Source organism: Jannaschia faecimaris (assembly GCF_900107415.1).
Classification (GTDB): Bacteria; Pseudomonadota; Alphaproteobacteria; order Rhodobacterales; family Rhodobacteraceae; genus Jannaschia; species Jannaschia faecimaris.
Genome location: NZ_FNPX01000006.1, coordinates 133438 through 153260, shown reverse-complemented (window position 1 = coordinate 153260; position 19823 = coordinate 133438). Strand labels below are relative to the sequence as shown.

The following is a 19823-nucleotide window of genomic DNA, read 5'->3' as shown; positions in this document are numbered from 1 at the left end:
TCGCCCCTCAGGAGTTGAGGGATGCAAGTTCCGCGCGGGCCGCTTCGATGTCAAGTTCCACGGGATCCGCCCGCATCGCCAGCGCCCGCTTTGCCCGCGCCAGTCCGCGACCTTCCAGTCGGGGCGTGCAGGCGGCGACGCTCTGCATGTCGCTCCAGTCAGCGTTGCAATGCAGGATCATATCACATCCCGCCGCGATGGAGCCGGTGCACCGCGCCGCCATGTCGCCGGGCAGTGCACCCATGCTGATGTCGTCGGTCATCAACAGCCCGTCGAACCCGATGGCACCCCGCACTTCGGCCAGAACGGCGGCCGAAATCGTGCCCGGCGCATCATCGATGGCAGAGTAGACCACATGCGCCGACATGCCGAGCGGCAGGTCGTTCAACCGGCGGAAGACCTCGAAGTCGGTTTCGCGCAACTCCTCCAATCCCGTATCAACCGTCGGCAGGCCAAGATGGCTGTCGACCGTGCCACGTCCATGGCCCGGAATGTGCTTCATCACCGGCAAGACCCCGCCCTGTAGGCACCCTTCAGCGTTCGCGCGGGCGCGGGCAACGACGGTCTCAACGCTGTCCCCGTACAGGCGGGATAGAAGAAAAGGATGTGTATCTTCCGTGGCGATATCGGCGGTTGGCGTGCAGTTCACGTCGATCCCGACATCACGCAATTCACGCGCGATCAGCGTGGCGCGCAGGAACATCGCGCGCACCGGGTCCGATGCCCCAGCCATCTGCGTCAGCGGATGCGGCCAATTCGACCAGAACGGCGGGCCAAGGCGCTGCACCCGACCGCCCTCCTGGTCGATCAGGATTGGTGCGTCGCGCCCGACGCTGTCGCGCAACGCCGCAGTCAGCGCGCGCAGCCGATCGGGCGTGTCGACGTTGCGGGCAAACAGGATAAATCCCCAGGGATCCGCACCTTGGAAGAAAGCGGCTTCGCGGGCCGTCAGATCGGGGCCTTCGCACCCGAAGATGAAGGCCCCGGCCACGGGATCAGCGGATAGTAACCGGGATGCAGGCGGCATCCTTGGCAAGAAGCTCGGCGCAGAAGCGACGCGCTTCACCGCCATCTTCGAAGCCGACCACCCGCAGACGCCAGAAGTCGCGCCCGCCCGAGGTCGCCTTTTGGACCAGGCGGCCTTTGCCGCGCATGTAATCGCGGAACCTGGCTTCCATCCGGTCCCACTCGCCGCGTGCGGCGGATTCGCTGTCGTAGGCACCCAATTGCACCACGCGCGTGCCAGGTGTCAGCGTGCTGCCGTCCACGTCACGGGACGAGGGGACAGTCGCATCCAGTGAAGCAACCTGCGTCCCGGCCTCCTGCGCCGGAGCATCGGTCGGCAAGGTCACCGGTGCCTGTGCCACTGCGCGGCTCAGGCCAGCCGGACGGGACTGCGGCCGCGCGGATCGCGCGACACCGGGCCCGGACGGGGAAATTGCAGCGACCTCTGCCACGACGGGGGTCTGGGGCTCGGTCGATGCGGGCGCGGGCGGAACAACCTGCGCGGCAGGAGCGCTGGCTCCAACGACGACTCCGTCCCCAACAGCCTCGGCCAGGGCCATCTGAATGCTGGCGACCAATTCGGGTTCGGTGCGCTCCGGATCGGCCTCCGCGATTTGCAAATCGGTCTCGGCGTTTTGCAACTCGGTCTGGGCAGTGGTTGCCGCCATCCGCTCCGACAGCGCCGGCGCGTCCAGCGATACAGGCGGCGGTGCAAGAACGATGCGGTCAGGTGCCGGGGCGGCGGGTCCGCCCGAAGTGATGTCCGACAGCGCCAGGCCCTGAAACGGGGCGACCTTGCCGCCGGGGTTCTCGGGTGCCTCGCGCATGGGGCCCTCAAGCGCTGCGATGACCGGAACGCCCGAGACGTCTCGGACCGTCATATCAACCGCCCAAGCGGCCAAGCCAGCCGTCAGACCCAGCGAGGTTATCGCCCCGGCCCAGTTCGCGAAACCGAAGTTGCGCGCGGCATCCATGAACCGCGAAGGCTGCTCCGCGCCGTAGTCGGCACCGTAATAGTCAAGATCCGCCATATGCCCGCCCTCCACCACGCAGGACGGCGTCGCCCTGCGGGTTATGTAACTGCCACTCATGGGCGCGGGGTTGGCCCCGCTGCCCGCCTCTGCTCTGACCCGCTGGCGCTCTGTCGGTCGTTAACGACTCTCAGCGCATCTCTTGGGCGGGTTCAACTCCCAAGATACCCAAGCCGGACGCGATTACAATCGCGACGGAGCGGGCGAGAGCGATCTTGGCGGCACTGGCAACCACGTCATCCTGGATGAATCGCAAGGTCGAATCATCGTTGCCGCGGTTCCAATGCGCATGCAGTGCAGACGCCAGATCATATAGATAGAAGGCCACACGGTGCGGCTCGTGGGTGCGCGCCGCAATCTCGACAAGGCGCGGCCACTCGGCGACCTTGGCCGCCAGCGCCTGTTCGGAGGCGTGGCTCAGATGTGACAGGTCCGCAGACGCCAGCGCGGCGTCGGACACAATGATGCCATGATCCACAGCCTTGCGCACAACAGATGCCACGCGAGCGTGTGCATATTGCACGTAAAAGACCGGATTGTCCTTGGATTGCTCCAGCACCTTGTCGATGTCGAAGTCCAACGGTGCATCATTCTTGCGGGTCAGCATGACGAATCGGGTCACGTCGCGGCCGACCATCTCGACCACGTCGGCGAGGGTAACGAACGTCCCTGCCCGCTTGGACATTTTGAGCTGCTCACCGCCCCGCGTCAGCTTGACCAGCTGCGTCAGCTTGATGTCCAGCGGCACCTTTTTGTCCGACAGCGCGGCGACAGCCGCCTTCATGCGCTTGACGTAGCCGCCATGGTCGGCCCCAAACACGTCGATCAGCATATCAAAGCCGCGGTTTACCTTGTCGAAATGATACGCGATGTCGGGCGCGAAATAGGTCCAGCCCCCATCGGATTTCTGGATCGGACGATCGACGTCATCACCGTATTCGGTCGACTTGAAGAGCATCTGCTCCCGCGGTTCCCAATCTTCCGGCAACTTGCCCTTGGGCGGCTCCAGTGTGCCGCGGTAGATCAAACCCTTGGCGTTGAGGGATTCGATAGCGCTCTCGATCTTGCCGGTTCCGTAGAGCGCTTTTTCGGACGAGAAGACGTCCATCTCGACGCCCAGCATCCGAAGGTCGTCGCGGATCAGCAGCATCATGGCGTCGGTGGAAAAGTTGCGAACGTCCTCCAGCCAGACGTCCTCGCCCTTGCCCAGATAAGCGTCGCCCACCTTGGCCTTAAGCGCCTCGCCCACGGGCTTGAGGTAGTCACCGGGGTAGGTTCCATCGGGGAACTCCACGTCCTTGCCGTGCGCTTCCAAGTAGCGAAGGTACACCGACCGGGCCAACACATCGACCTGCGCGCCACCGTCGTTGATGTAGTATTCGCGTGTCACGCCGTAGCCAGCGAAGTCCAACAGGCTGGCGAGTGCATCGCCGAAGACCGCGCCGCGCGTGTGACCCACGTGCAGCGGGCCCGTCGGGTTGGCCGACACATATTCTACGTTGACCTTATCCCCGCCTCCCATGTTCGACCGACCGAAATCCGTACCCGCCTCCAGCACGGTCCGGACCACACCAGTCCAGACCGCGCCCTCAAGGCGGATGTTCAGAAACCCCGGCCCCGCCACATCGGCCACGGCCACACGCGGGTCAGCGACCAGCTTGGCGGCGAGCGCTTCGGCGATGTCGCGAGGCTTCATCCTTGCAGGCTTGGCCAGAACCATCGCGGCGTTGGTCGCCATATCGCCATGGGCCGCATCGCGCGGCGGCTCGACCGCGACGGCATCGGTCGACAATCCCTCGGGGATCACGCCCTCGCGCGCCAGTTCAGCGAGCGCATCGACAGTCAGGGTACGGATATCGGAAAAGAGGTTCATCGCGGTCGGTCCTTTGGAGTTGCACCCCATTAGCGCCGCCCGCGCGCCGCCTCAACCTGCGCAAATAAGCTTCGCGATCTGCGCCGGGTGCACCTTGCCGGTCAGCCGATCAACCGCTCGTGGCACTGGAGCGCGAAACGGTCCGTCATCCCCGCGATGTAATCGGACACGATGCGCGCCAACTCGGTCTCGCCGGCGGCCTCCTCGACGTCCTTGCGCCATTGTTTGGGCAACTGATCGGTGTTCGCGATGAAGAAGGGAAACAGGTCGTCGACGACCTGCGTCACTTGCTTGCGCATTTCCACCACCGCTGGCGCGCGGTACATGCGCTCGAACAGGAAGGCGCGGATCGTCTTCAGGTCAGACCACAGACCGGGCGAGAACTGCACCATCATCCGCCCTGCCGCGCGCACGTCCTCGACGCTCTGCGGGGCCAGATCGGCCAGGTTGCGTTCGGTTACGTCGATCACGTCCTCGACCAGCACGCCAAAGAACCGGCGCAACGCCTCGTGGCGACGACGGTAGTAGTTCAGGTCGGGGTAGATCGCGTCTACCTCGGCAAAACACTCCCGCAGGACAGGGAGTTCGGCCAGTTCGTCCGTCGAGAACAGCTCCGCCCGCAACCCGTCGTGCAGGTCATGGTTGTTATAGGCGATATCGTCGGACAGGGCTGCGACCTGGGCCTCCGCGCTTGCATGTGTGTGCAGTTCCAGATCGTGCTGCGCGTCATATTCCGCCAGCGCATAAGGCACCGGGGGATGGACCGGGCCGTTGTGCTTGGCGATGCCCTCCAGCGTTTCCCAGGTAAGGTTCAGCCCGTCGAATTCCGCGTAATGCCGCTCCAACCGGGTGACGATCCGCAGGGCCTGCGCGTTGTGGTCGAACCCGCCATAGGGGGCCATCAACCGGTCCAGCGCCTCCTCCCCGGTGTGGCCGAACGGCGTATGGCCCAGGTCGTGCGCCAGTGCCACGCCTTCGGTTAGCTCCATGTTCAGGCCCAGGTGCTTGGCAAGGGTGCGCGCCACCTGCGCCACCTCGATCGAATGGGTCAGGCGGGTGCGGAAGTAATCGCCCTCATGCTCGATGAAGACCTGCGTCTTGTGCTTGAGGCGGCGGAACGCGCTGGAATGGATGATCCGGTCACGGTCACGCTGGAAAGGGGAGCGATGCCGGCTCTCCTCCTCGGGGTACAATCGGCCCCGGGTGCGGGCGGGATCGCTGGCGTAGGGGACGGACATGGATGCTCGCTCGAATTGCACGGTTGGAAAGCGCGGTCGGCCCCCATATATCTGCCATGAACCCAATGCACAGCCCCGAGGCGATCATGGACCTGGCCCTTCCCCCCCGCGTGACCCACCGTACCTTTGAGCGCTTGTCCGAAATCGGTGCCAGCAAGCAGGGCAAAGCCCTGCGCGTGGCCGTCGAGGGCGGCGGATGCTCTGGATTTCAGTACCAGATCGAGCTGGACGACGTCGCCGACGGCGACACCGTGCTTGAAGGCGACGGCGAGAAGGTCGTGATTGACGACGTCTCTCTGCCGTTCTTGGGCGGTGCCACCATCGATTTCACCGAGGAATTGATAGGCGCGCGCTTCACCATCGAGAACCCCAACGCATCCAGCAGCTGCGGCTGCGGCGTCAGCTTTTCAATGTAGAAAGCACGGGCTTGGTGATCCGGACGAACCGGGTCATCAGCGCTGCCATCGCCGCGAGCAGGCCCGCAACCAAACCCAGCCAGATACCCTCCGGGCCGAGGTCCAGGACGAACCCCAGCAGATAGCTGACCGGGATGCCGACCAGCCAATAGGCGACGATGGCATAGATCATCGGCACCCGCGTGTCGTGCACCCCACGCAGAAACCCCAGCGCCATCACCTGCCCCGCGTCGACCAGTTGGAACAGCGCAGCCAGAGCCATCAAAGTCGTGCCCAGCAGCAGGATCGCGGGCGCATCAGGGTCCGTGCGGTCCAGGAACAGGCCCACGATCCACTCGCCGAAGCCCAAGTACAGCACCAGAGACCCTGCCACCGCGACAGCCGACAGGATCGCCGCCGCAAGTGCCGCGCGGCGCAACCCCAGGGCATCCCCCTGCCCCCAGGCGCGCCCCACGCGCACCGTCGCCGCCTGGCTCAGTCCCATGTGGATCATGAACGTCAGGGCCGCGACGCCGATTGCGATACCATGGGCACCCAGCGCGACCGTGCCGAGCCAGCCCATCATGAAGGCCGACGCGGCGAACAGTCCCGACTCCGACACATGGGTCAGCCCGATCGGCAGCCCCATACGAAAGATGTCGCCGAAGATCGGCCAGTCGGGACGGTGCAGGTTCTTGAACAGCTCGAACCCCGCCATGTCGGGGCCGCGCGCCGCATAGACGGCCAGAACACCCGCCGACAGAACCTGAACCCCCAGCGACGCCACCGCGGCACCGCGCAGCCCCATCTCGGGGAAACCTAGGTTGCCGAAGATCAGCAGCCAGTTCACCACGACGTTCAGCGCCGCCGCCAGCATCGTCGCCCAGAACACGATGCGTGTGCGTTCCAACGCCGACAAGTGGCTGCGGAACGTCGCCAGCAGCAAGGCGGGCACCATGCCCCAGCCCGCGATGCGCAAATAGTCCTGTCCGCCCGCCGCGACTTCGGGGGTCTGCCCCAGCACCAGCAGAATACTTTCCGACCAGAAGAAGAGCGGCAGCATCGCCATCCCGGTCAGGAACGACAGCCAGAGCCCCATGCGCGCTATGCGGCGCACCTGCGTTTCGTCCCCCTGCCCCAGAGCGCCCGCGGCCATCGGCATGCAAGCTACCGCAAAACCGGAGCCAAGCACGAACAGGGTAAAGAACGCCGAATGACTGATCGTTACGGCAGCAAGCGCTTCGACCGAGTACCGCCCCAGCATCAGCGTGTCGGTCAACCCGATCAGGATCTGGCCGACCTGGCTGCCGACCAGTGGCAGGCCCAAGATCATTGTACGTTTGAGGTGGTGTGAAAGCGGATCCGACATTCCGCCCCGCTACGCCCGCGCGTACCCCAAGGCAATCGCCGGAGCGCTTTTGCCCGGAACTAAGAAAGGCACCCCGAGGGGTGCCTTTGTCATGGTTATCGCGAACGGATCATCCGACCAGTTCAAGACCCGAAAAGAAGAACGCGATCTCTTCTGCGGCGGTCTCGGGGGCGTCGGACCCGTGGACCGAGTTTTCGCCGATGGACAGAGCGAATTCCTTGCGGATCGTGCCGGGGGCGGCGTCGGCGGGATTCGTTGCGCCCATGACTTCGCGGTTCTTGGCGATGGCGTTCTCACCTTCAAGGACCTGCACGACGATCGGCTCGGAGATCATGAACTCGGTCAGCTCGCCGAAGAACGGACGATCCTTGTGGACGCCGTAGAAGGCTTCGGCCTGCGCCAGGGACAGCTGGATGCGCTTGGACGCGATGATCCGCAGGCCGGCCTCTTCGAACTTGGCGGCGATCTTGCCGGTCAGGTTACGCTTGGTGGCGTCGGGCTTGATGATCGAGAATGTGCGTTCCAGGGCCATGTCGGTCTCCTCTGAGTGTGAATTTGCCGCGCCTCTAGCAGGGGCACGGGACAAAGGGAACAGGGTGTTGACGGCGCGCCCGGCGGGCGTCATGGCACGACTATGCTTCAGATCACCGACCTTAATTATTCCGTCGCCGGCCGCTCCCTTTTCGAAGGGGCAAGCGCCGCCATTCCCGAAGGCCACAAGGTTGGCCTCGTCGGGCGTAATGGCACCGGCAAAACGACGCTCTTTCGCCTGATCCGCAGCCAGCTTGCGCTGGATGCGGGCGACATCTCTCTGCCCAGCCGGGCCCGCATCGGCGGCGTCGCGCAGGAGGTGCCGTCGTCCGAGGTGACCGTGTTGCAGACGGTTCTGGATGCCGACGAGGAGCGCGCTTCCCTGATGTCCGAGGCGGAGACGGCGACCGACCCGACCCGCATCGCCGAGGTGCAAGCCCGGCTTCAGGATATTGACGCATGGTCGGGCGAGGCCCGCGCCTCCAGTATTCTCAGGGGTTTGGGCTTCGAAGTTCACGAGCAACAGCGGCCCTGCTCTGATTATTCAGGCGGCTGGCGGATGCGTGTCGCACTTGCCGGGGTTCTGTTCGCCCAGCCCGACCTGCTGCTGCTGGACGAGCCGACGAACTACCTTGATCTGGAGGGCGCGCTTTGGCTGGAGAGCTATCTGGCCAAGTATCCGCACACGGTCATCATAATAAGCCACGACCGCGGATTGCTGAACCGCGCCGTCGGCGGAATCCTCCACCTAGAGGACAAGGGGCTAACGTATTACACTGGAACGTATGACCAATTCGTCCGTGCCCGCGCCGAAAAGCGAGCGGGACTGGCCGCCGAGGCCGCCAAGCAACAGGTGCGCCGGGCACACCTGCAAAGCTTCGTCGATCGGTTCAAGGCAAAGGCCTCCAAAGCCAAGCAGGCCCAGAGCCGGGTGAAGATGCTGGAAAAGATGGAGACAATCCGTGCGCCCGAAGACGCCGCGCGCACGGTCTTTACCTTCCCCCAGCCAGAAGAAATGTCGCCGCCGATCCTGCGTCTGGATGCGGCATCGACCGGCTATGACGGCACTGCGGTGCTACAACGATTGAATGTTCGGATTGACCAAGACGACCGCATTGCCCTTCTGGGGCGCAACGGGGAAGGCAAATCCACGCTTTCCAAACTCTTGTCAGACAGACTTGTCACGATTGACGGCAAGCGGATCGCCTCGAAGAAGTTGAGGATAGGCTACTTCGCCCAGCATCAGGTGGACGAGCTTTTCATCGACGAGACGCCCTTGGAGCACCTGAAGCGCGAACGCCCCGACGAGGCCCCACCCAAATTGCGCGCCCGGCTGGCCGGGTTCGGGCTGGGCGTGGATCAGGCCGACACGGTGGTGGCCAGGCTTTCGGGTGGTCAGAAAGCGCGGTTGTCGTTGCTGCTGGCGACCCTTGATGCGCCGCACATGCTGATCCTGGACGAGCCGACGAACCACCTCGACATCGAAAGCCGCGAGGCGCTGGTGGAAGCGCTGACCGCCTATACCGGCGCGGTCGTTCTGGTGAGCCATGACATGCACCTGCTGAGCCTGGTCGCGGACCGGCTCTGGCTGGTGAAGGGCGGCACCGTGGGGCCGTATGACGGCGACCTTGAAAGCTATCGCAAACTGTTGCTGGCCGGTGAGGAAAAGCCTGCCAAGCCACAGAAGGAAAAGGACAAGAAGCCCGTGAGCCGGGACAAGGTCCTGGAGCTGCGCTCGGAGGCGCGTAAAGCCGAGGCGCGGGTTCAGAAAATCGACGATATGCGCAATAAACTGGCCAAAAAGCTGGCGGATCCGGCGCTTTATGATGACGGCCGGCAGGGCGAGCTGGAGACCTGGAACAAGAAGTACGCCGAAGTCATGCAGGCCGCCGACCGCGCGGAGTCGCTGTGGATGGCTGCGCTGGAAACCCTTGAGAAGGCCGAAAAGACTGTGTGACATGCATATGGCCCGTGTTTGACCGGCTTATTACGAAGGGGAGTAGTCCAGAATGACGACGACCGAAGCAATTACTGCCTTCACCGCCCTCTTCGTGGTGATTGACCCGATCGGGCTGGCCCCGATCTTCATCGCCATGACCGCCGGCATGACGGCCAAGGCGCGGCGGGCGATTGCGATACGAGCCTGCCTGATCGCGACCGGGATTCTGGTGGTTTTCGCGATGCTTGGGGAATCGGTCCTGACATTTCTTGGCATCTCGATGCCCGCGTTCCGGATCGCGGGCGGATTGCTCCTGTTCCTGACGGCGCTGGAGATGTTGTTCGAGAAGCGCCAGCCCAAACGCGAAGGTCGCGCGGAAGAGCATACCGCGGACCCTTCGGTATTCCCCCTAGCCCTTCCGCTGATCGCGGGTCCGGGGGCAATTGCGACGATGATCCTGCTCACCGACGACGCCAGCGCCATCGGCTCGGCGCAAGCAATCGGCGTGATGCTGGCGGTGATCACGGTCGTGTTCGCGTTCTTCCAATTGGCTAGTCCGATGGAGCGGCTGCTGGGACACACGGGCATCAACGTGGCCACGCGCCTGTTGGGCATGTTGCTGGCGGCGCTTTCGGTTCAGTTCGTTCTGGACGGACTTCGCGATCTTCCGGTCTGGTAACTGCCGCCACGCTCCCTAGATTGAGGGCATGACCGGAGATACCACCGCCACCCTGATATATCTAACGCTGTTCGGCCTCGTGATCGGGGTTTCGTATTTCGTCGCCAATCGCCATCGCATGGGCCAAGTCGCGCAACAGGCCGCGATTTGGTTCTTCATCTTCCTTGCCGCGGCCCTGGCCTTTGGAAACTGGGATAACATCCAGCAAACGCTTGTACCGTCGCAAACCTATGTCTCCGGCGATGGCGGCACCGTGATCGAAATCCCCCGCCGGTTCGACGGACATTATTACATGACTCTTCGCATCAACGGAGAATTGGTGGATTTCGTCGTCGACACCGGCGCATCAGACATCGTGCTGTCGGCAGACGATGCGCGCAGCGTGGGTCTGGACCTGCGCGACCTTGCATACATGGGTCGCGCACAGACGGCGAACGGCGTCATCCGTACGGCGCAGGTCTTCCTCGACGAGGTGAAGGTCGGCGACATGGTGGACACCGACGTTCGCGCCATCGTGGGCAACGGCGATCTGGGCATCAGCCTTTTGGGGATGTCGTATCTGAACGGCTTCGGAAAAATCGAGATCGAGAACGACACTCTCCGCCTGATCCGATAGGCGCGGATTGATCTTCCGGCGATTGCCACGCTACGCAGTTTGATTTTGATCGAATTACATTTTGGTCTAAGCTACACGTCCTGTTGCTATTTATAGGAAAATGTAGGGGAAGTCGATGAAATCGATACCACTGCTAGTAACCGCGTCAATCGTCTCTTTAAGTGCATGCACGCCGACCACCCCAAGCTCAACGGCGGTTGATCCATTCATTGGAAAACTGTTGGTTGCGGACAACCAAACAGTTTTTCTTTTTAACTCAGATGGAACCGTCGGTGGAACTATCCGCGGTGAGGAAATTGTTGGAACTTACATAGCCGACAGTCGAGAGATCTGCAGTAATTATTCAGAGCCGGAATTCTTGGCAGGCCAGGAATATTGTAGCGTTCCAGACCTTGATGGGGAAACGGTAATCTTCAAGCGGCGCGATGGAAGCGAGTCTCAGCCATATACGTTTGAGGGTTAATAGCCATATAAAAGCTTTGGTCTAATGGAGATATTGCAGCGGGCTGGCATTAATATGAACCTATGACACTCCGCTGCAACAGGCCGAGTCCGATGTGTTTTAGAAAATGATATCAGGCGGTATTTGGCAGCGAGACTTGTAAGTGAAGACGCACTGAAGCAGCATCATTGGCGGCGAAGGATTACAGTGACAAGTAGCCTCGGTTTGCTTCGCTAGACCTAGGGAAAGACCGAAGAAAATGGCCAATGCCAACTTTGGCCGAAGTTCAGCTTGGAAAGTACTGAAGTATTTACGGACGGCATGACAAGATACGCGTGCAAACCCCTATGATCGCAAAGATCAATTGAAGCGGGCGGTTCACTACACGTCCGGTTTATGGGAAAAACCCTACCTGCCCTGCATGATCGAAGTCAGGTGGGAATTTCTATTGAGTAGGAACGACCAAAGCAATTCTGGATAATCAGGCCCAACAGCGAACTTCACAGACGGACGAATCGCTAGGGCCATGCGCCACGATTTGACTTTGGGTTTATCATTCAAAATACCGAAGCCCCTCACCTTGTCGAAGGTATCGAAGTACCGAAAATGGGGCCAAATGCAGCATCGATCATAGTAAACCTATCATCTTCGAAATAGTGGCCACCTCCTAACCTTTCTTCTATTCGAGCGAACTTCTGCCCTAAGGAACTGATCGCATCATCAAATATCTTAGGTTCCCGTGTCGCATAGAATTTCGCAATATCGTTCAAGATCGATGAGCTGAATTCAACCCAACCGCGATGTTGTGCGCGGGCAATAGGATCAGCAGGGTGCAATGGAATGTCCTGTGTCTCTTCTAGATATTCTAAAATCGCCACGGGTTCAAAGATCGGCTGATCACCGACGACCAAGATGGGTGTCTTTCCAAGCGGCGAAATGGAGAGAAACCATTCAGGCTTGTTGGCAAGGTCAATGTAAGTCCGCTTGAACGGGACGCCTTTCTCAGCCAGCGAGATCGCTACTCTTTGTACATAGAGGCAGAGTGCATGACTCATAAGATGTAGTGACATGATTTACACCTCACCCCTTGCATGGAAAAATGAAATAGGAGTCGATCTCAGAAGTGCAAAAGCGCCGTCCCCCAAAAGAAATTGAACGAAAGCAAGTAATGTGAGGTACAACGGATATTCCCAGCCGCCATTTTCGTAGGCGAACATCCATCCATTAGCCCAATGCGCCCATGTTGCACCGATCAATACCGGAATGGTGGTCAGTGCGGCCCAGCGTGATTGGATTCCAAGTACAAGCATGATGCCAGCGACTGCTTCAACAGCGAACACAATATACGCCAAGAAGCCGGGCAGACCAATGCTCATAAAGAACTGTGCCGTCCCGGGCAGGGTAAAGACAAAGAGCTTTAGATATACGCTGTGTGCGAGAAGCACCACGCCGAGCGCTACCCTGAGAAGAAGTGTCGCCAAATCGTTTCGGTTCAGGATCAACATGGCTCAACCCCTATACATGCAACTGCATGCAATTTAACAAAGGGTATCTTGCATGTCAATGCATGTGCATGTAGATTGTCTATATGGTAAAGCCTGACGACCAAACCACGAGCGCATGGATCAGCCTTGCTCGCGCCTATGACTCGACTTACTCGGCGATCGAGGAAGCCCTGAAAGGCAATCGCCTGCCGCCGCTGACTTGGTATGACGTTTTGCTTGAGTTGGAGCGCGCTGATCCCAACGGCCTGCGCCCATTCGAGCTGCAAGAGAGCCTTTTACTTCCACAATACGGAATCTCCCGCCTGATCTCGCGCATTGAAAAGGAAGGGTATTTGCAGACGATCGACTGTGAGGATGATAAACGCGGCAAGCAACTGAAAATTACGGAATCCGGCAAGGAAATACGCATGCTCATGTGGCGTGTCTACGGTGACATTCTACAGAAAGTTATTGGCGAGCGACTAACCTCTGACCAGGCCAGTCAGTTGTCGAAACTGCTGGGAGAGCTGTCCAAGCGAGGCAGCCAGACTGAATAAGTTCAGGCCGAAAAAGATAAATTAGAGATCATGGGTTGCAGCGTAGGTTTCCCTGCGCGCGAAGCTGGCGAACACAGGCAGCATTCCAAGAAGGCCGTTCTATTGCCTCTTTGCGGAGTTCATGTCTTGTACCGTTGGCGACTTCAATATGTTCAAGATCATTCCGCGACATTCTTCGACGCCTTCTCTTCCCATTTGCCGGACTCCTCTGACCAGTAGCGCGCCGCGCAACCCGCATCTGTAAGAGCTTTCCATTGAACGCGGGCGCGACTGACAGCGTCTCCGTCGGTGCCGTCGAAAAGGATGCAGGTGCGTTTCATAGTCGCGACCTCGTCCGGGGCGACCTCGGCCCCGTCGACGGCCATAAGGCAATCGCGGCTCTCGCCCGCGCCGGTCGTAAGCAGGATGGGCTGGCGCGCGTCGTGCGGCCCGCCAGCAAGGCCATGAGGAAGGAAGCCATCGCCCTGCCATAGACGCTCATCCAGCCATTCCAGACGCCCAGCGTCGCCGCCGCGCACCACGACGCGCCACGCCTGCGCCAAACTGCGATTGAGCAGCGTAGCAAGCGTGACGTCGACAGCGTTGCGCGTCAGGTGGTAGAAATAGGCTTCGCCCATGTCAGTCCCCGCGCTCAGGCATCGGGGGTTGCATCGGGGTCGACCTCGAACCGGTCACGGATCAGCCGATCGAGAGCACGCACGCCCCAGCCGGTAGCCCCACCGGGCGCGAGTGTCGTCCCGCCGGAGATCGAGGCAACACCAGCGATGTCGAGATGGATCCAAGGCGTGTCGTCCTTGACGAAGCGCTGAAGGAATTGCGCCGCCGTGACCGACCCGGCGGGCCGGCCGCCGATGTTCTTCATATCCGCAACGCGGGACTTCAGCAGCTTGTCATAAGGCTCGCCAAGCGGCATGCGCCAGGCCCCCTCACCCGTGTTTTTGGCGGCTTTCAAAAAGGCGTCGCAGATCGCGTCATCGTTGGAAAAGACACCCGCATTCTCGTGACCCAAACCGATAATGATCGCGCCCGTCAGCGTGGCGAGGTCAACCATCGCGGTCGGTTTGAACCGATCCTGCGCATACCACATCACGTCACACAGAACGAGGCGGCCCTCGGCGTCGGTGTTGATGATCTCGACCGTGTCGCCCTTCATCGAACGGACCACATCACCGGGGCGCGTCGCCTTGCCGTCGGGCATGTTCTCGACCAGGCCGATCAGAGCCACGACGTTGGCCCGTGCCTTGCGTCGCGCAATCGTGTGCATGACGCCGGCAACGGTGCCCGCGCCGCCCATGTCCATGGTCATGTCCTCCATACCGGCGGCGGGCTTGAGGCTGATGCCACCGGTGTCGAACACGACGCCCTTGCCAACCAGCGCGAAGGGGGCCTCCTCACCGCCGCCATCCCACTGCATTATGACGACCTTGGAGGGCGACTCGGACCCTTGGCCAACGGCCAGCAGTGTCCGCATGCCAAGCTTTTCCAGTTCGGCCTCCTCCAGCACCTCGACCTTGATGCCCAGGTCGGTCAGCGACTCCAGCCGGTTTGCGAATTCGGTTGTGGTCAGCACGTTCGACGGCTCGTTCACCAAGTCGCGGGTCAGGAATACGCCCTCGGCCAGGGCCCTTGCGTCGTCAAAAGCGGCCTCGGCCTCATCGGGCTTGGCGATCATCACCGTGACGTCGGCGGCGGGTTTTGCCTCGGCGGTCTTGTGGTCGGCAAACTCATAGCCGCGCAGCGTCGCACCAAGCACAACGTCGGACAGCCGGCGCATCGTCCCGCCCATGATCAGAAGCGCGCGCGAGCCGCGCAGCTTGGCAAGGCCCGCACCTGCACCCATCGCCTTCATCATATGCGGACGTCGGTCCAACTTGACCACGGCGAGCGTCGTGGCCGCCAACCCCGATGGAAAGCCGAGTTCCAGCACATCGCCCGTGTCCAGCTTGTCGAAGGCGGGGCTTTCGACGGCGCGCTTGACGGCCCCCTTGGACAGGCGGCTCAGGCGCCGGGCCTCGGCCCCCATGGTGCCATCGGCGGCGACGAAACAGGCGATCACGCCCTCGAAGTCGGCCAAATCGTCCAGATCGGTGGCGACAAAACTGACTGTGGCGGGTGCGGTCATGGGGTACTCCGAAATTAAGTTCCGGCGGACCCTAGACGCCCCCCCGGGGACTTTCCAGACGGTGTGCCGATTGGCGCGCAATCATCGTCTTTTCCACAGGCAATCGGACAATCCGGGCTTTGATGCGCCGGTCAACCCGGCTATTAAGGGGCAGGATCGCATCCTGGGGGGACGCTTGAGACTTTTCGACCGATACCTCGCGGGGCAGTTGCTGATCTATTTCGGCTTCTTCAGTCTTGTGCTGGTCGCCGTATACTGGGTGAACCGCGCCATCGGTCTGTTCGACAGGCTGATTGCGGGCGGATCGAATCTGGTGACATTCATCGAGTTCACTGCTCTGGCCTTGCCCAACGTGATCTATGCCGTTTTGCCGGTATCGGCCTTGGTTGCGGCCCTTTACGGCATCAATCGCTTTTCGTCCGACAGTGAGATGATCGTCGCGCAAACAACAGGCCTGTCGCCCTGGCGATTGGCGCGTCCGGTGTTGATGTTCGGGTTAGTCGTAGGCGTGATGGTCAGCATCCTTGCGCATGTGCTGGTGCCCGCGTCGCGCGCAGCCCTGTTGGAGCGGTCGGCGGAATTGTCGCGCGATATTACGAGCCGTCTCCTGAAGGAGGGGGAATTCCTGCACCCCGGCACCGGTGTTACCGTCTACGTGCGCGAGATTACGCCGCAGGGCGAATTGCTTGGCCTTTTCCTGCAGGACCGGCGTAGCGAGACGATGCGAACGTCCTACACCGCCGAACGCGCCATCCTGGTCCGGGCGGATACCGGCACGCGGCTGGTGATGTTTGATGGCATGGCACAGACGTTGCAAACGGCGGACCTCAGCCTTGTGGTCACCACCTTCGACGATTTCGCCTATGATCTGGCAGGACTGGCAGGAAGCGGGGTCGCGGGCCGGCCCGACCCGAGGGATCTGTCGACCCTGACCCTTCTGCGTGCGGATCGCGCGACGCAAAGTCTGACGGGCGAGGACGCCGCCAAGCTGATCTTCGAGGGCCACGCCCGCTTTGCCGAGGCGCTGTTTGCCTTCGCTTTACCGCTGATGGCGTTGGGCTTCATGGTGTTGGGTGGGTATTCCCGGCTTGGTCTCTGGCGGCAAATCATGGCGGTGGTTGTCGCCGCGATTTTATTGAAGATGCTAGCCAACGTGGTCGAGAACGCGGCGCGAAGCGATTCCGACCTTTGGTGGACGATCTATATGCCAGGCCTGATGACCCTCGCCCTGGGGGCAGGGTTGGTGTGGCGGGATACGCGGGGGCCCTACCTGTTCGGACGGGGCGCAGCGACATGATACTTTCGCTTTATCTTGCCAAGCGCTTCCTGTGGCTGAACGTGCTTGTTGCCCTCGTCTTCACCGGCCTGCTGCTGCCGATTGACCTGATGGAGCAATTGCGCCGGTTGGACGGTGACGGCGCTGGCTTTACGGACGGTTTCCGGTTGGCCATGCTGAACCTGCCGGGCGCGCTCTACCAAATCCTGCCGCTGATCGTGATACTCTCGGCGCTGGCGCTCTTTCTGTCGCTGTCAAGATCGTCCGAAATGGTGGTGATACGGTCATCGGGCCGGTCTGCCCTGCACGCGGCGATGGCCCCTGTCGCCGCCGCGATGCTGCTTGGAATTGCGGTCTTGCTGGTCGTGAACCCCATCGTTGCCGCGACCCAGGCGCAGTACGAGCGCGAGATCACGCGTTGGAAAACCGACGTCAGCAGCGTACTGTCGGTCAGCGAAGAAGGTGTCTGGCTGCGACAGGGCGACGGATCGGGACAGACGGTGATCCGCGCGGCGCGGTCCTCGCTGGACGGTGCGGTCCTGTTCGACGCGACCTTCCTCGCCTTCGACGGGAATGGTACCCCCGTGCAGCGGATCGAGGCGGGTCGGGCCGAGTTGAGCCGGGGCGAATGGCTTCTGGAAAACGCAAAAATGTGGCCGCTGCGCACGTCAGACAACCCGGAGCGTGATGCCAAGACAGTGGCGATCGCGACCCTCCCCTCGACCCTGACACAGGACCAGATACGTGACAGCTTCGGCGTCCCTTCTTCGATCCCGATCTTTCAGTTGCCGGCCTTCATCGCGCAGCTGGACGCAGCAGGCTTCTCGGGCCTCAAGCACCGCGTGTGGTTGCAGATGGAGTTGGCAACGCCGCTGATGCTGGCCGCGATGGTTCTGATCGGGGCAGCCTTTTCCATGCGGCAAACACGGGCAGGCGGTTCAGGCCTGATGGTGCTGACTGCGCTGCTTCTGGGGTTCGGGGTGTTCTTTTTGCGAAACTTCGCGCAGATTCTTGGCGAGAATGGACAATTGCCCATTGCCTTGGCGGCATGGACACCTCCGATCGCGGCAATCCTGGTGGCTTCGGGTATTATTCTGCACAAGGAAGACGGCTGATGCGCTGGTGTGCGGCACTTCTGATCTGGGTCATGACGGTTTTTTCCATGATGGGACCGGCCTTGGCGCAACAGGCCCCGGCGACGCTTGTGGCGGACCGGATCGATTTCGATGAAGGGCAGCTGGTCGCTTCGGGGAATGTTGAAATCTATTCCGACGGGCGAATTCTGCGCGCGGCGCGGGTGACCTATCAACGGGGCGAGGATCGCGTGGTTGTTGACGGGCCACTGACCTTGCTGGACGGACCGGACTCGATCCTGGTGGCGGATTTCGCGTCGCTGTCGTCGGACCTGCGCAGCTCGGTCCTGCGCGGCGCGCGATTGGTTCTCAACGAGAAATTGCAGATCGCCGCCACCGAAGTCGCAACCGGCGCGGAGGGACGGTATACGCAGCTTTACCAGACCGTAGCCTCCTCTTGCGAGGTCTGCGCGGCGAACCCGGTGCCGCTCTGGCAGATCCGGGCACGACGGATCGTGCACGATAAGGAAGCCCAGCAACTCTACTTCGAAGGGGCGCGCTTCGACGTGGCGGGGGTGCCTGTCGCTTGGTTTCCCCGATTGCGCCTGCCCGACCCGACCCTGCGCCGCTCAACGGGGTTCCTTGCGCCGCGTTTCAGCTCGGACGACCTGTTAGGCACGGGCGTGGCAGTCCCGTATTTCTTTACGCTCGGCCCGTCCAGGGATCTGACGCTGACACCCTTCGTCACGAATACCGAAACCCAGAGTCTCGGCTTCCGGTACCGGCAGGCTTTCGACAACGGCAACATCGAAGTCGAAGGGGCCCTGTCGCGCGACCAGTTGCGACCGGGTGAAATACGAGGATACCTCTTCGCAGACGGCTCATTCGAATTGCCGCGCGACTACCGGTTAGAGTTCGACATAGAGCTGACCAGCGACGACGATTACCTGCTGAACTATGACATCGAAGAAAAGGACCGGCTGGCCAGCCGGCTGGCGATCACCCGGTTCGACCGGGAAGACCGTTTCATGGCCGAGATCATCGCCTTCAATACCCTGCGCGCAGGCGAACGGAACCGGTTTCAGCCTACGCCCGTCATCACGGTCGAACGTCAGCGACGCGTGCCCCAGCCGGTGATCGGCGGGCAATTGGTGTGGACCCTGCAAGCGCATGCGCGTCGCCGGGACGCGAACACAGTGCCCTTCGGCGGGCCGGACAACGCCGCGCGCGACGTGCTCCGCGCTTCGGCAGCGGTCGACTGGCGGCGCTCACGGACCACGGATGCCGGCCTGCTGTGGACCGGCATCGCGGGGCTGCACATCGATGCCTATAATGTGCGCCAAGACGCGACTTTCCCGGACGAAACCTTCGTGCGGGCCGTCCCCTATGGCGGCTTGGAGGTGCGTTTGCCGTTGGCACGCGCCGGACAGAACGGCGTGCGCCACGTTATCGAACCGGTCGCGCAGTTGATCTTCGCGCCCAATGACCGACGCCCCACCCCCAACGAAGACAGCCTGACGCCCGAATTTGACGAAGGAAACCTGTTCTCCGTCTCGCGCTTTGCAGGGCGTGACACGCGGGAGTTGGGCAACCGCCTTAACATCGGCATCGGTTATACCCGCTACGACCCTTCGGGCTGGACCGTTGGCGCGACGATTGGGCGCGTATGGCGCAATCGCGATGGCGGACAGTTCCGTTCCGGCACGGGCCTCGGTGGCACGTCCTCAGACTGGTTGATATCGGCAAGTACCGACTACGACGGACGGTTCCATTTTATGCAACGGGCGCTGGTGTCGGACGGGTTGGATTTCTCCCGCTCGGAGACGATCCTGCGATGGACAGGTGCCCGACATGGATTGGAGACACGATATACATGGCTGGAAGCCGATGCGGGCGCGGGTCGGCCCATCGACACGTCGGAATGGGCGCTGGATGCCACCCGCGATCTGGGCAGCGACTGGACGGGGCGGGTGAACTGGCGATATGACTTCGTCACCAACGACGCCAGCAGCGCTGGCCTTGGCCTGACTTATCGGTCGGATTGCGTCACGGTTGATTTCGACGTGGAGCGGCGCTTCACCTCGACGACGACACTGCAATCGTCCACACGGTTCGGGCTGGGCGTGGAACTGGCAGGCTTCGGTGCGGATGACCGGAGCAAACGGCGGCGACGCTGCGGAATATGAGAGGGCG

General features: G+C 61.7%; 19 protein-coding genes. 9 read left to right on the top strand and 10 right to left on the bottom strand.

Annotation, left to right across the window (positions count from 1 at the left end):
• Window positions 1-7 precede the first annotated feature (7 nt).
• The 4 genes from BLV27_RS09225 to BLV27_RS09210 all read right to left on the bottom strand — a co-directional run bounded on the left by BLV27_RS09225 (window position 8) and on the right by BLV27_RS09210 (window position 5147).
• Entirely contained in the window at window positions 8-1027 is a 1020-nt protein-coding gene (locus tag BLV27_RS09225) for a glycoside hydrolase family 3 N-terminal domain-containing protein (RefSeq protein WP_092645175.1), read from the bottom strand.
• A complete protein-coding gene (locus BLV27_RS09220; protein ID WP_170831402.1) occupies window positions 996-2036 on the bottom strand; it encodes an SPOR domain-containing protein in 1041 nt (346 codons plus the stop codon). The genes BLV27_RS09225 and BLV27_RS09220 overlap by 32 nt, the downstream gene beginning before the upstream one ends.
• 130 nt (window positions 2037-2166) lie before the next feature.
• The gene (gene argS, locus BLV27_RS09215) at window positions 2167-3909 is read right to left on the bottom strand and encodes an arginine--tRNA ligase (protein ID WP_092645171.1); all 1743 of its coding nucleotides are present in this window, start codon (window positions 3907-3909) and stop codon (window positions 2167-2169) included.
• Window positions 3910-4010: 101 nt separating this feature from the next.
• Window positions 4011-5147 carry a deoxyguanosinetriphosphate triphosphohydrolase gene (locus tag BLV27_RS09210; RefSeq protein ID WP_092645169.1) on the bottom strand — a complete coding sequence of 379 codons (1137 nt, stop codon included), beginning with the start codon at window positions 5145-5147 and terminating at the stop codon, window positions 4011-4013.
• Between the two features lie 92 nt (window positions 5148-5239).
• Here BLV27_RS09210 and BLV27_RS09205 point away from each other — a divergent pair, with 92 nt between their 5' ends.
• Window positions 5240-5563: a HesB/IscA family protein gene (locus BLV27_RS09205; RefSeq protein WP_092645290.1), complete on the top strand. Its 324-nt coding sequence runs from the start codon at window positions 5240-5242 to the stop codon at window positions 5561-5563.
• Here the strand turns inward: BLV27_RS09205 and BLV27_RS09200 are convergent.
• Window positions 5547-6911 carry an MATE family efflux transporter gene (locus BLV27_RS09200; RefSeq protein WP_092645167.1) on the bottom strand — a complete coding sequence of 455 codons (1365 nt, stop codon included), beginning with the start codon at window positions 6909-6911 and terminating at the stop codon, window positions 5547-5549. The genes BLV27_RS09205 and BLV27_RS09200 overlap by 17 nt on opposite strands.
• Window positions 6912-7020: 109 nt before the next feature.
• Entirely contained in the window at window positions 7021-7443 is a 423-nt protein-coding gene (gene ndk / locus BLV27_RS09195; protein WP_092645165.1) for a nucleoside-diphosphate kinase, read from the bottom strand.
• Window positions 7444-7545: 102 nt separating this feature from the next.
• Between ndk and BLV27_RS09190 the strand changes: the two genes are divergently transcribed.
• The 4 genes from BLV27_RS09190 (at window position 7546) to BLV27_RS19025 (ending at window position 11139) form a co-directional block, all read left to right on the top strand.
• Window positions 7546-9399 carry an ABC-F family ATP-binding cassette domain-containing protein gene (locus BLV27_RS09190; RefSeq protein WP_092645163.1) on the top strand — a complete coding sequence of 618 codons (1854 nt, stop codon included), beginning with the start codon at window positions 7546-7548 and terminating at the stop codon, window positions 9397-9399.
• Window positions 9400-9451: 52 nt separating this feature from the next.
• Window positions 9452-10060: a MarC family protein gene (locus tag BLV27_RS09185; RefSeq protein WP_092645161.1), complete on the top strand. Its 609-nt coding sequence runs from the start codon at window positions 9452-9454 to the stop codon at window positions 10058-10060.
• A 28-nt stretch (window positions 10061-10088) separates the two neighbouring features.
• On the top strand, window positions 10089-10676 hold the full coding sequence (locus BLV27_RS09180) for a retropepsin-like aspartic protease family protein (RefSeq protein ID WP_092645159.1): 588 nt from the start codon (window positions 10089-10091) through the stop codon (window positions 10674-10676).
• Between the two features lie 115 nt (window positions 10677-10791).
• Window positions 10792-11139, top strand: coding sequence for a hypothetical protein (locus BLV27_RS19025; protein WP_139176581.1), 348 nt, complete (start codon window positions 10792-10794; stop codon window positions 11137-11139).
• A gap of 554 nt (window positions 11140-11693) precedes the next feature.
• On the opposite strand, the gene BLV27_RS09175 is transcribed toward BLV27_RS19025, so the two are convergent.
• A complete protein-coding gene (locus BLV27_RS09175; RefSeq protein WP_244504599.1) occupies window positions 11694-12188 on the bottom strand; it encodes a glutathione S-transferase family protein in 495 nt (164 codons plus the stop codon).
• Window positions 12189-12191: 3 nt separating this feature from the next.
• Window positions 12192-12623, bottom strand: a complete 432-nt coding sequence (locus tag BLV27_RS09170) for a DoxX family protein (RefSeq protein WP_092645157.1) — start codon at window positions 12621-12623, stop codon at window positions 12192-12194.
• Between the two features lie 83 nt (window positions 12624-12706).
• On the opposite strand from BLV27_RS09170, the gene BLV27_RS09165 reads away from it, so the two are divergent.
• Window positions 12707-13159, top strand: coding sequence for a MarR family winged helix-turn-helix transcriptional regulator (locus BLV27_RS09165; protein WP_092645155.1), 453 nt, complete (start codon window positions 12707-12709; stop codon window positions 13157-13159).
• Window positions 13160-13317: 158 nt separating this feature from the next.
• On the opposite strand, the gene BLV27_RS09160 is transcribed toward BLV27_RS09165, so the two are convergent.
• Both BLV27_RS09160 and BLV27_RS09155 read right to left on the bottom strand, forming a co-directional pair.
• Window positions 13318-13776 (bottom strand): DNA polymerase III subunit chi, encoded by a 459-nt coding sequence (locus BLV27_RS09160; RefSeq protein WP_092645153.1) that lies wholly within the window; start codon window positions 13774-13776, stop codon window positions 13318-13320.
• 14 nt (window positions 13777-13790) lie between these two features.
• Window positions 13791-15281, bottom strand: a complete 1491-nt coding sequence (locus tag BLV27_RS09155) for a leucyl aminopeptidase (RefSeq protein ID WP_092645151.1) — start codon at window positions 15279-15281, stop codon at window positions 13791-13793.
• A gap of 175 nt (window positions 15282-15456) precedes the next feature.
• Between BLV27_RS09155 and lptF the strand changes: the two genes are divergently transcribed.
• The 3 genes from lptF to BLV27_RS09140 are packed head-to-tail and all read left to right on the top strand — an operon-like array spanning window position 15457 to window position 19816.
• Entirely contained in the window at window positions 15457-16578 is a 1122-nt protein-coding gene (lptF, locus tag BLV27_RS09150) for an LPS export ABC transporter permease LptF (RefSeq protein WP_170831401.1), read from the top strand.
• On the top strand, window positions 16575-17672 hold the full coding sequence (lptG, locus tag BLV27_RS09145) for an LPS export ABC transporter permease LptG (protein WP_092645147.1): 1098 nt from the start codon (window positions 16575-16577) through the stop codon (window positions 17670-17672). Before lptF ends, lptG begins: the two co-directional genes overlap by 4 nt.
• Window positions 17672-19816: an LPS-assembly protein LptD gene (locus BLV27_RS09140; protein ID WP_170831400.1), complete on the top strand. Its 2145-nt coding sequence runs from the start codon at window positions 17672-17674 to the stop codon at window positions 19814-19816. The genes lptG and BLV27_RS09140 overlap by 1 nt, the downstream gene beginning before the upstream one ends.
• Window positions 19817-19823 lie beyond the last annotated feature (7 nt).

Excerpts from the sequence above, each read along its gene's own strand:
- BLV27_RS19025 (WP_139176581.1), top strand. The coding sequence starts at position 10,792 with ATGAAATCGATACCACTGCTAGTAACCGCGTCAATCGTCTCTTTAAGT.
- BLV27_RS09155 (WP_092645151.1), bottom strand. The coding sequence starts at position 15,281 with ATGACCGCACCCGCCACAGTCAGTTTTGTCGCCACCGATCTGGACGAT.
- BLV27_RS09160 (WP_092645153.1), bottom strand. The coding sequence starts at position 13,776 with ATGGGCGAAGCCTATTTCTACCACCTGACGCGCAACGCTGTCGACGTC.
- BLV27_RS09175 (WP_244504599.1), bottom strand. The coding sequence starts at position 12,188 with ATGTCACTACATCTTATGAGTCATGCACTCTGCCTCTATGTACAAAGA.
- ndk (WP_092645165.1), bottom strand. The coding sequence starts at position 7,443 with ATGGCCCTGGAACGCACATTCTCGATCATCAAGCCCGACGCCACCAAG.
- BLV27_RS09210 (WP_092645169.1), bottom strand. The coding sequence starts at position 5,147 with ATGTCCGTCCCCTACGCCAGCGATCCCGCCCGCACCCGGGGCCGATTG.
- BLV27_RS09180 (WP_092645159.1), top strand. The coding sequence starts at position 10,089 with ATGACCGGAGATACCACCGCCACCCTGATATATCTAACGCTGTTCGGC.
- argS (WP_092645171.1), bottom strand. The coding sequence starts at position 3,909 with ATGAACCTCTTTTCCGATATCCGTACCCTGACTGTCGATGCGCTCGCT.
- BLV27_RS09225 (WP_092645175.1), bottom strand. The coding sequence starts at position 1,027 with ATGCCGCCTGCATCCCGGTTACTATCCGCTGATCCCGTGGCCGGGGCC.
- BLV27_RS09185 (WP_092645161.1), top strand. The coding sequence starts at position 9,452 with ATGACGACGACCGAAGCAATTACTGCCTTCACCGCCCTCTTCGTGGTG.
- BLV27_RS09220 (WP_170831402.1), bottom strand. The coding sequence starts at position 2,036 with ATGGCGGATCTTGACTATTACGGTGCCGACTACGGCGCGGAGCAGCCT.
- BLV27_RS09140 (WP_170831400.1), top strand. The coding sequence starts at position 17,672 with ATGCGCTGGTGTGCGGCACTTCTGATCTGGGTCATGACGGTTTTTTCC.
- BLV27_RS09200 (WP_092645167.1), bottom strand. The coding sequence starts at position 6,911 with ATGTCGGATCCGCTTTCACACCACCTCAAACGTACAATGATCTTGGGC.
- lptG (WP_092645147.1), top strand. The coding sequence starts at position 16,575 with ATGATACTTTCGCTTTATCTTGCCAAGCGCTTCCTGTGGCTGAACGTG.
- BLV27_RS09170 (WP_092645157.1), bottom strand. The coding sequence starts at position 12,623 with ATGTTGATCCTGAACCGAAACGATTTGGCGACACTTCTTCTCAGGGTA.
- BLV27_RS09190 (WP_092645163.1), top strand. The coding sequence starts at position 7,546 with ATGCTTCAGATCACCGACCTTAATTATTCCGTCGCCGGCCGCTCCCTT.
- BLV27_RS09165 (WP_092645155.1), top strand. The coding sequence starts at position 12,707 with ATGGTAAAGCCTGACGACCAAACCACGAGCGCATGGATCAGCCTTGCT.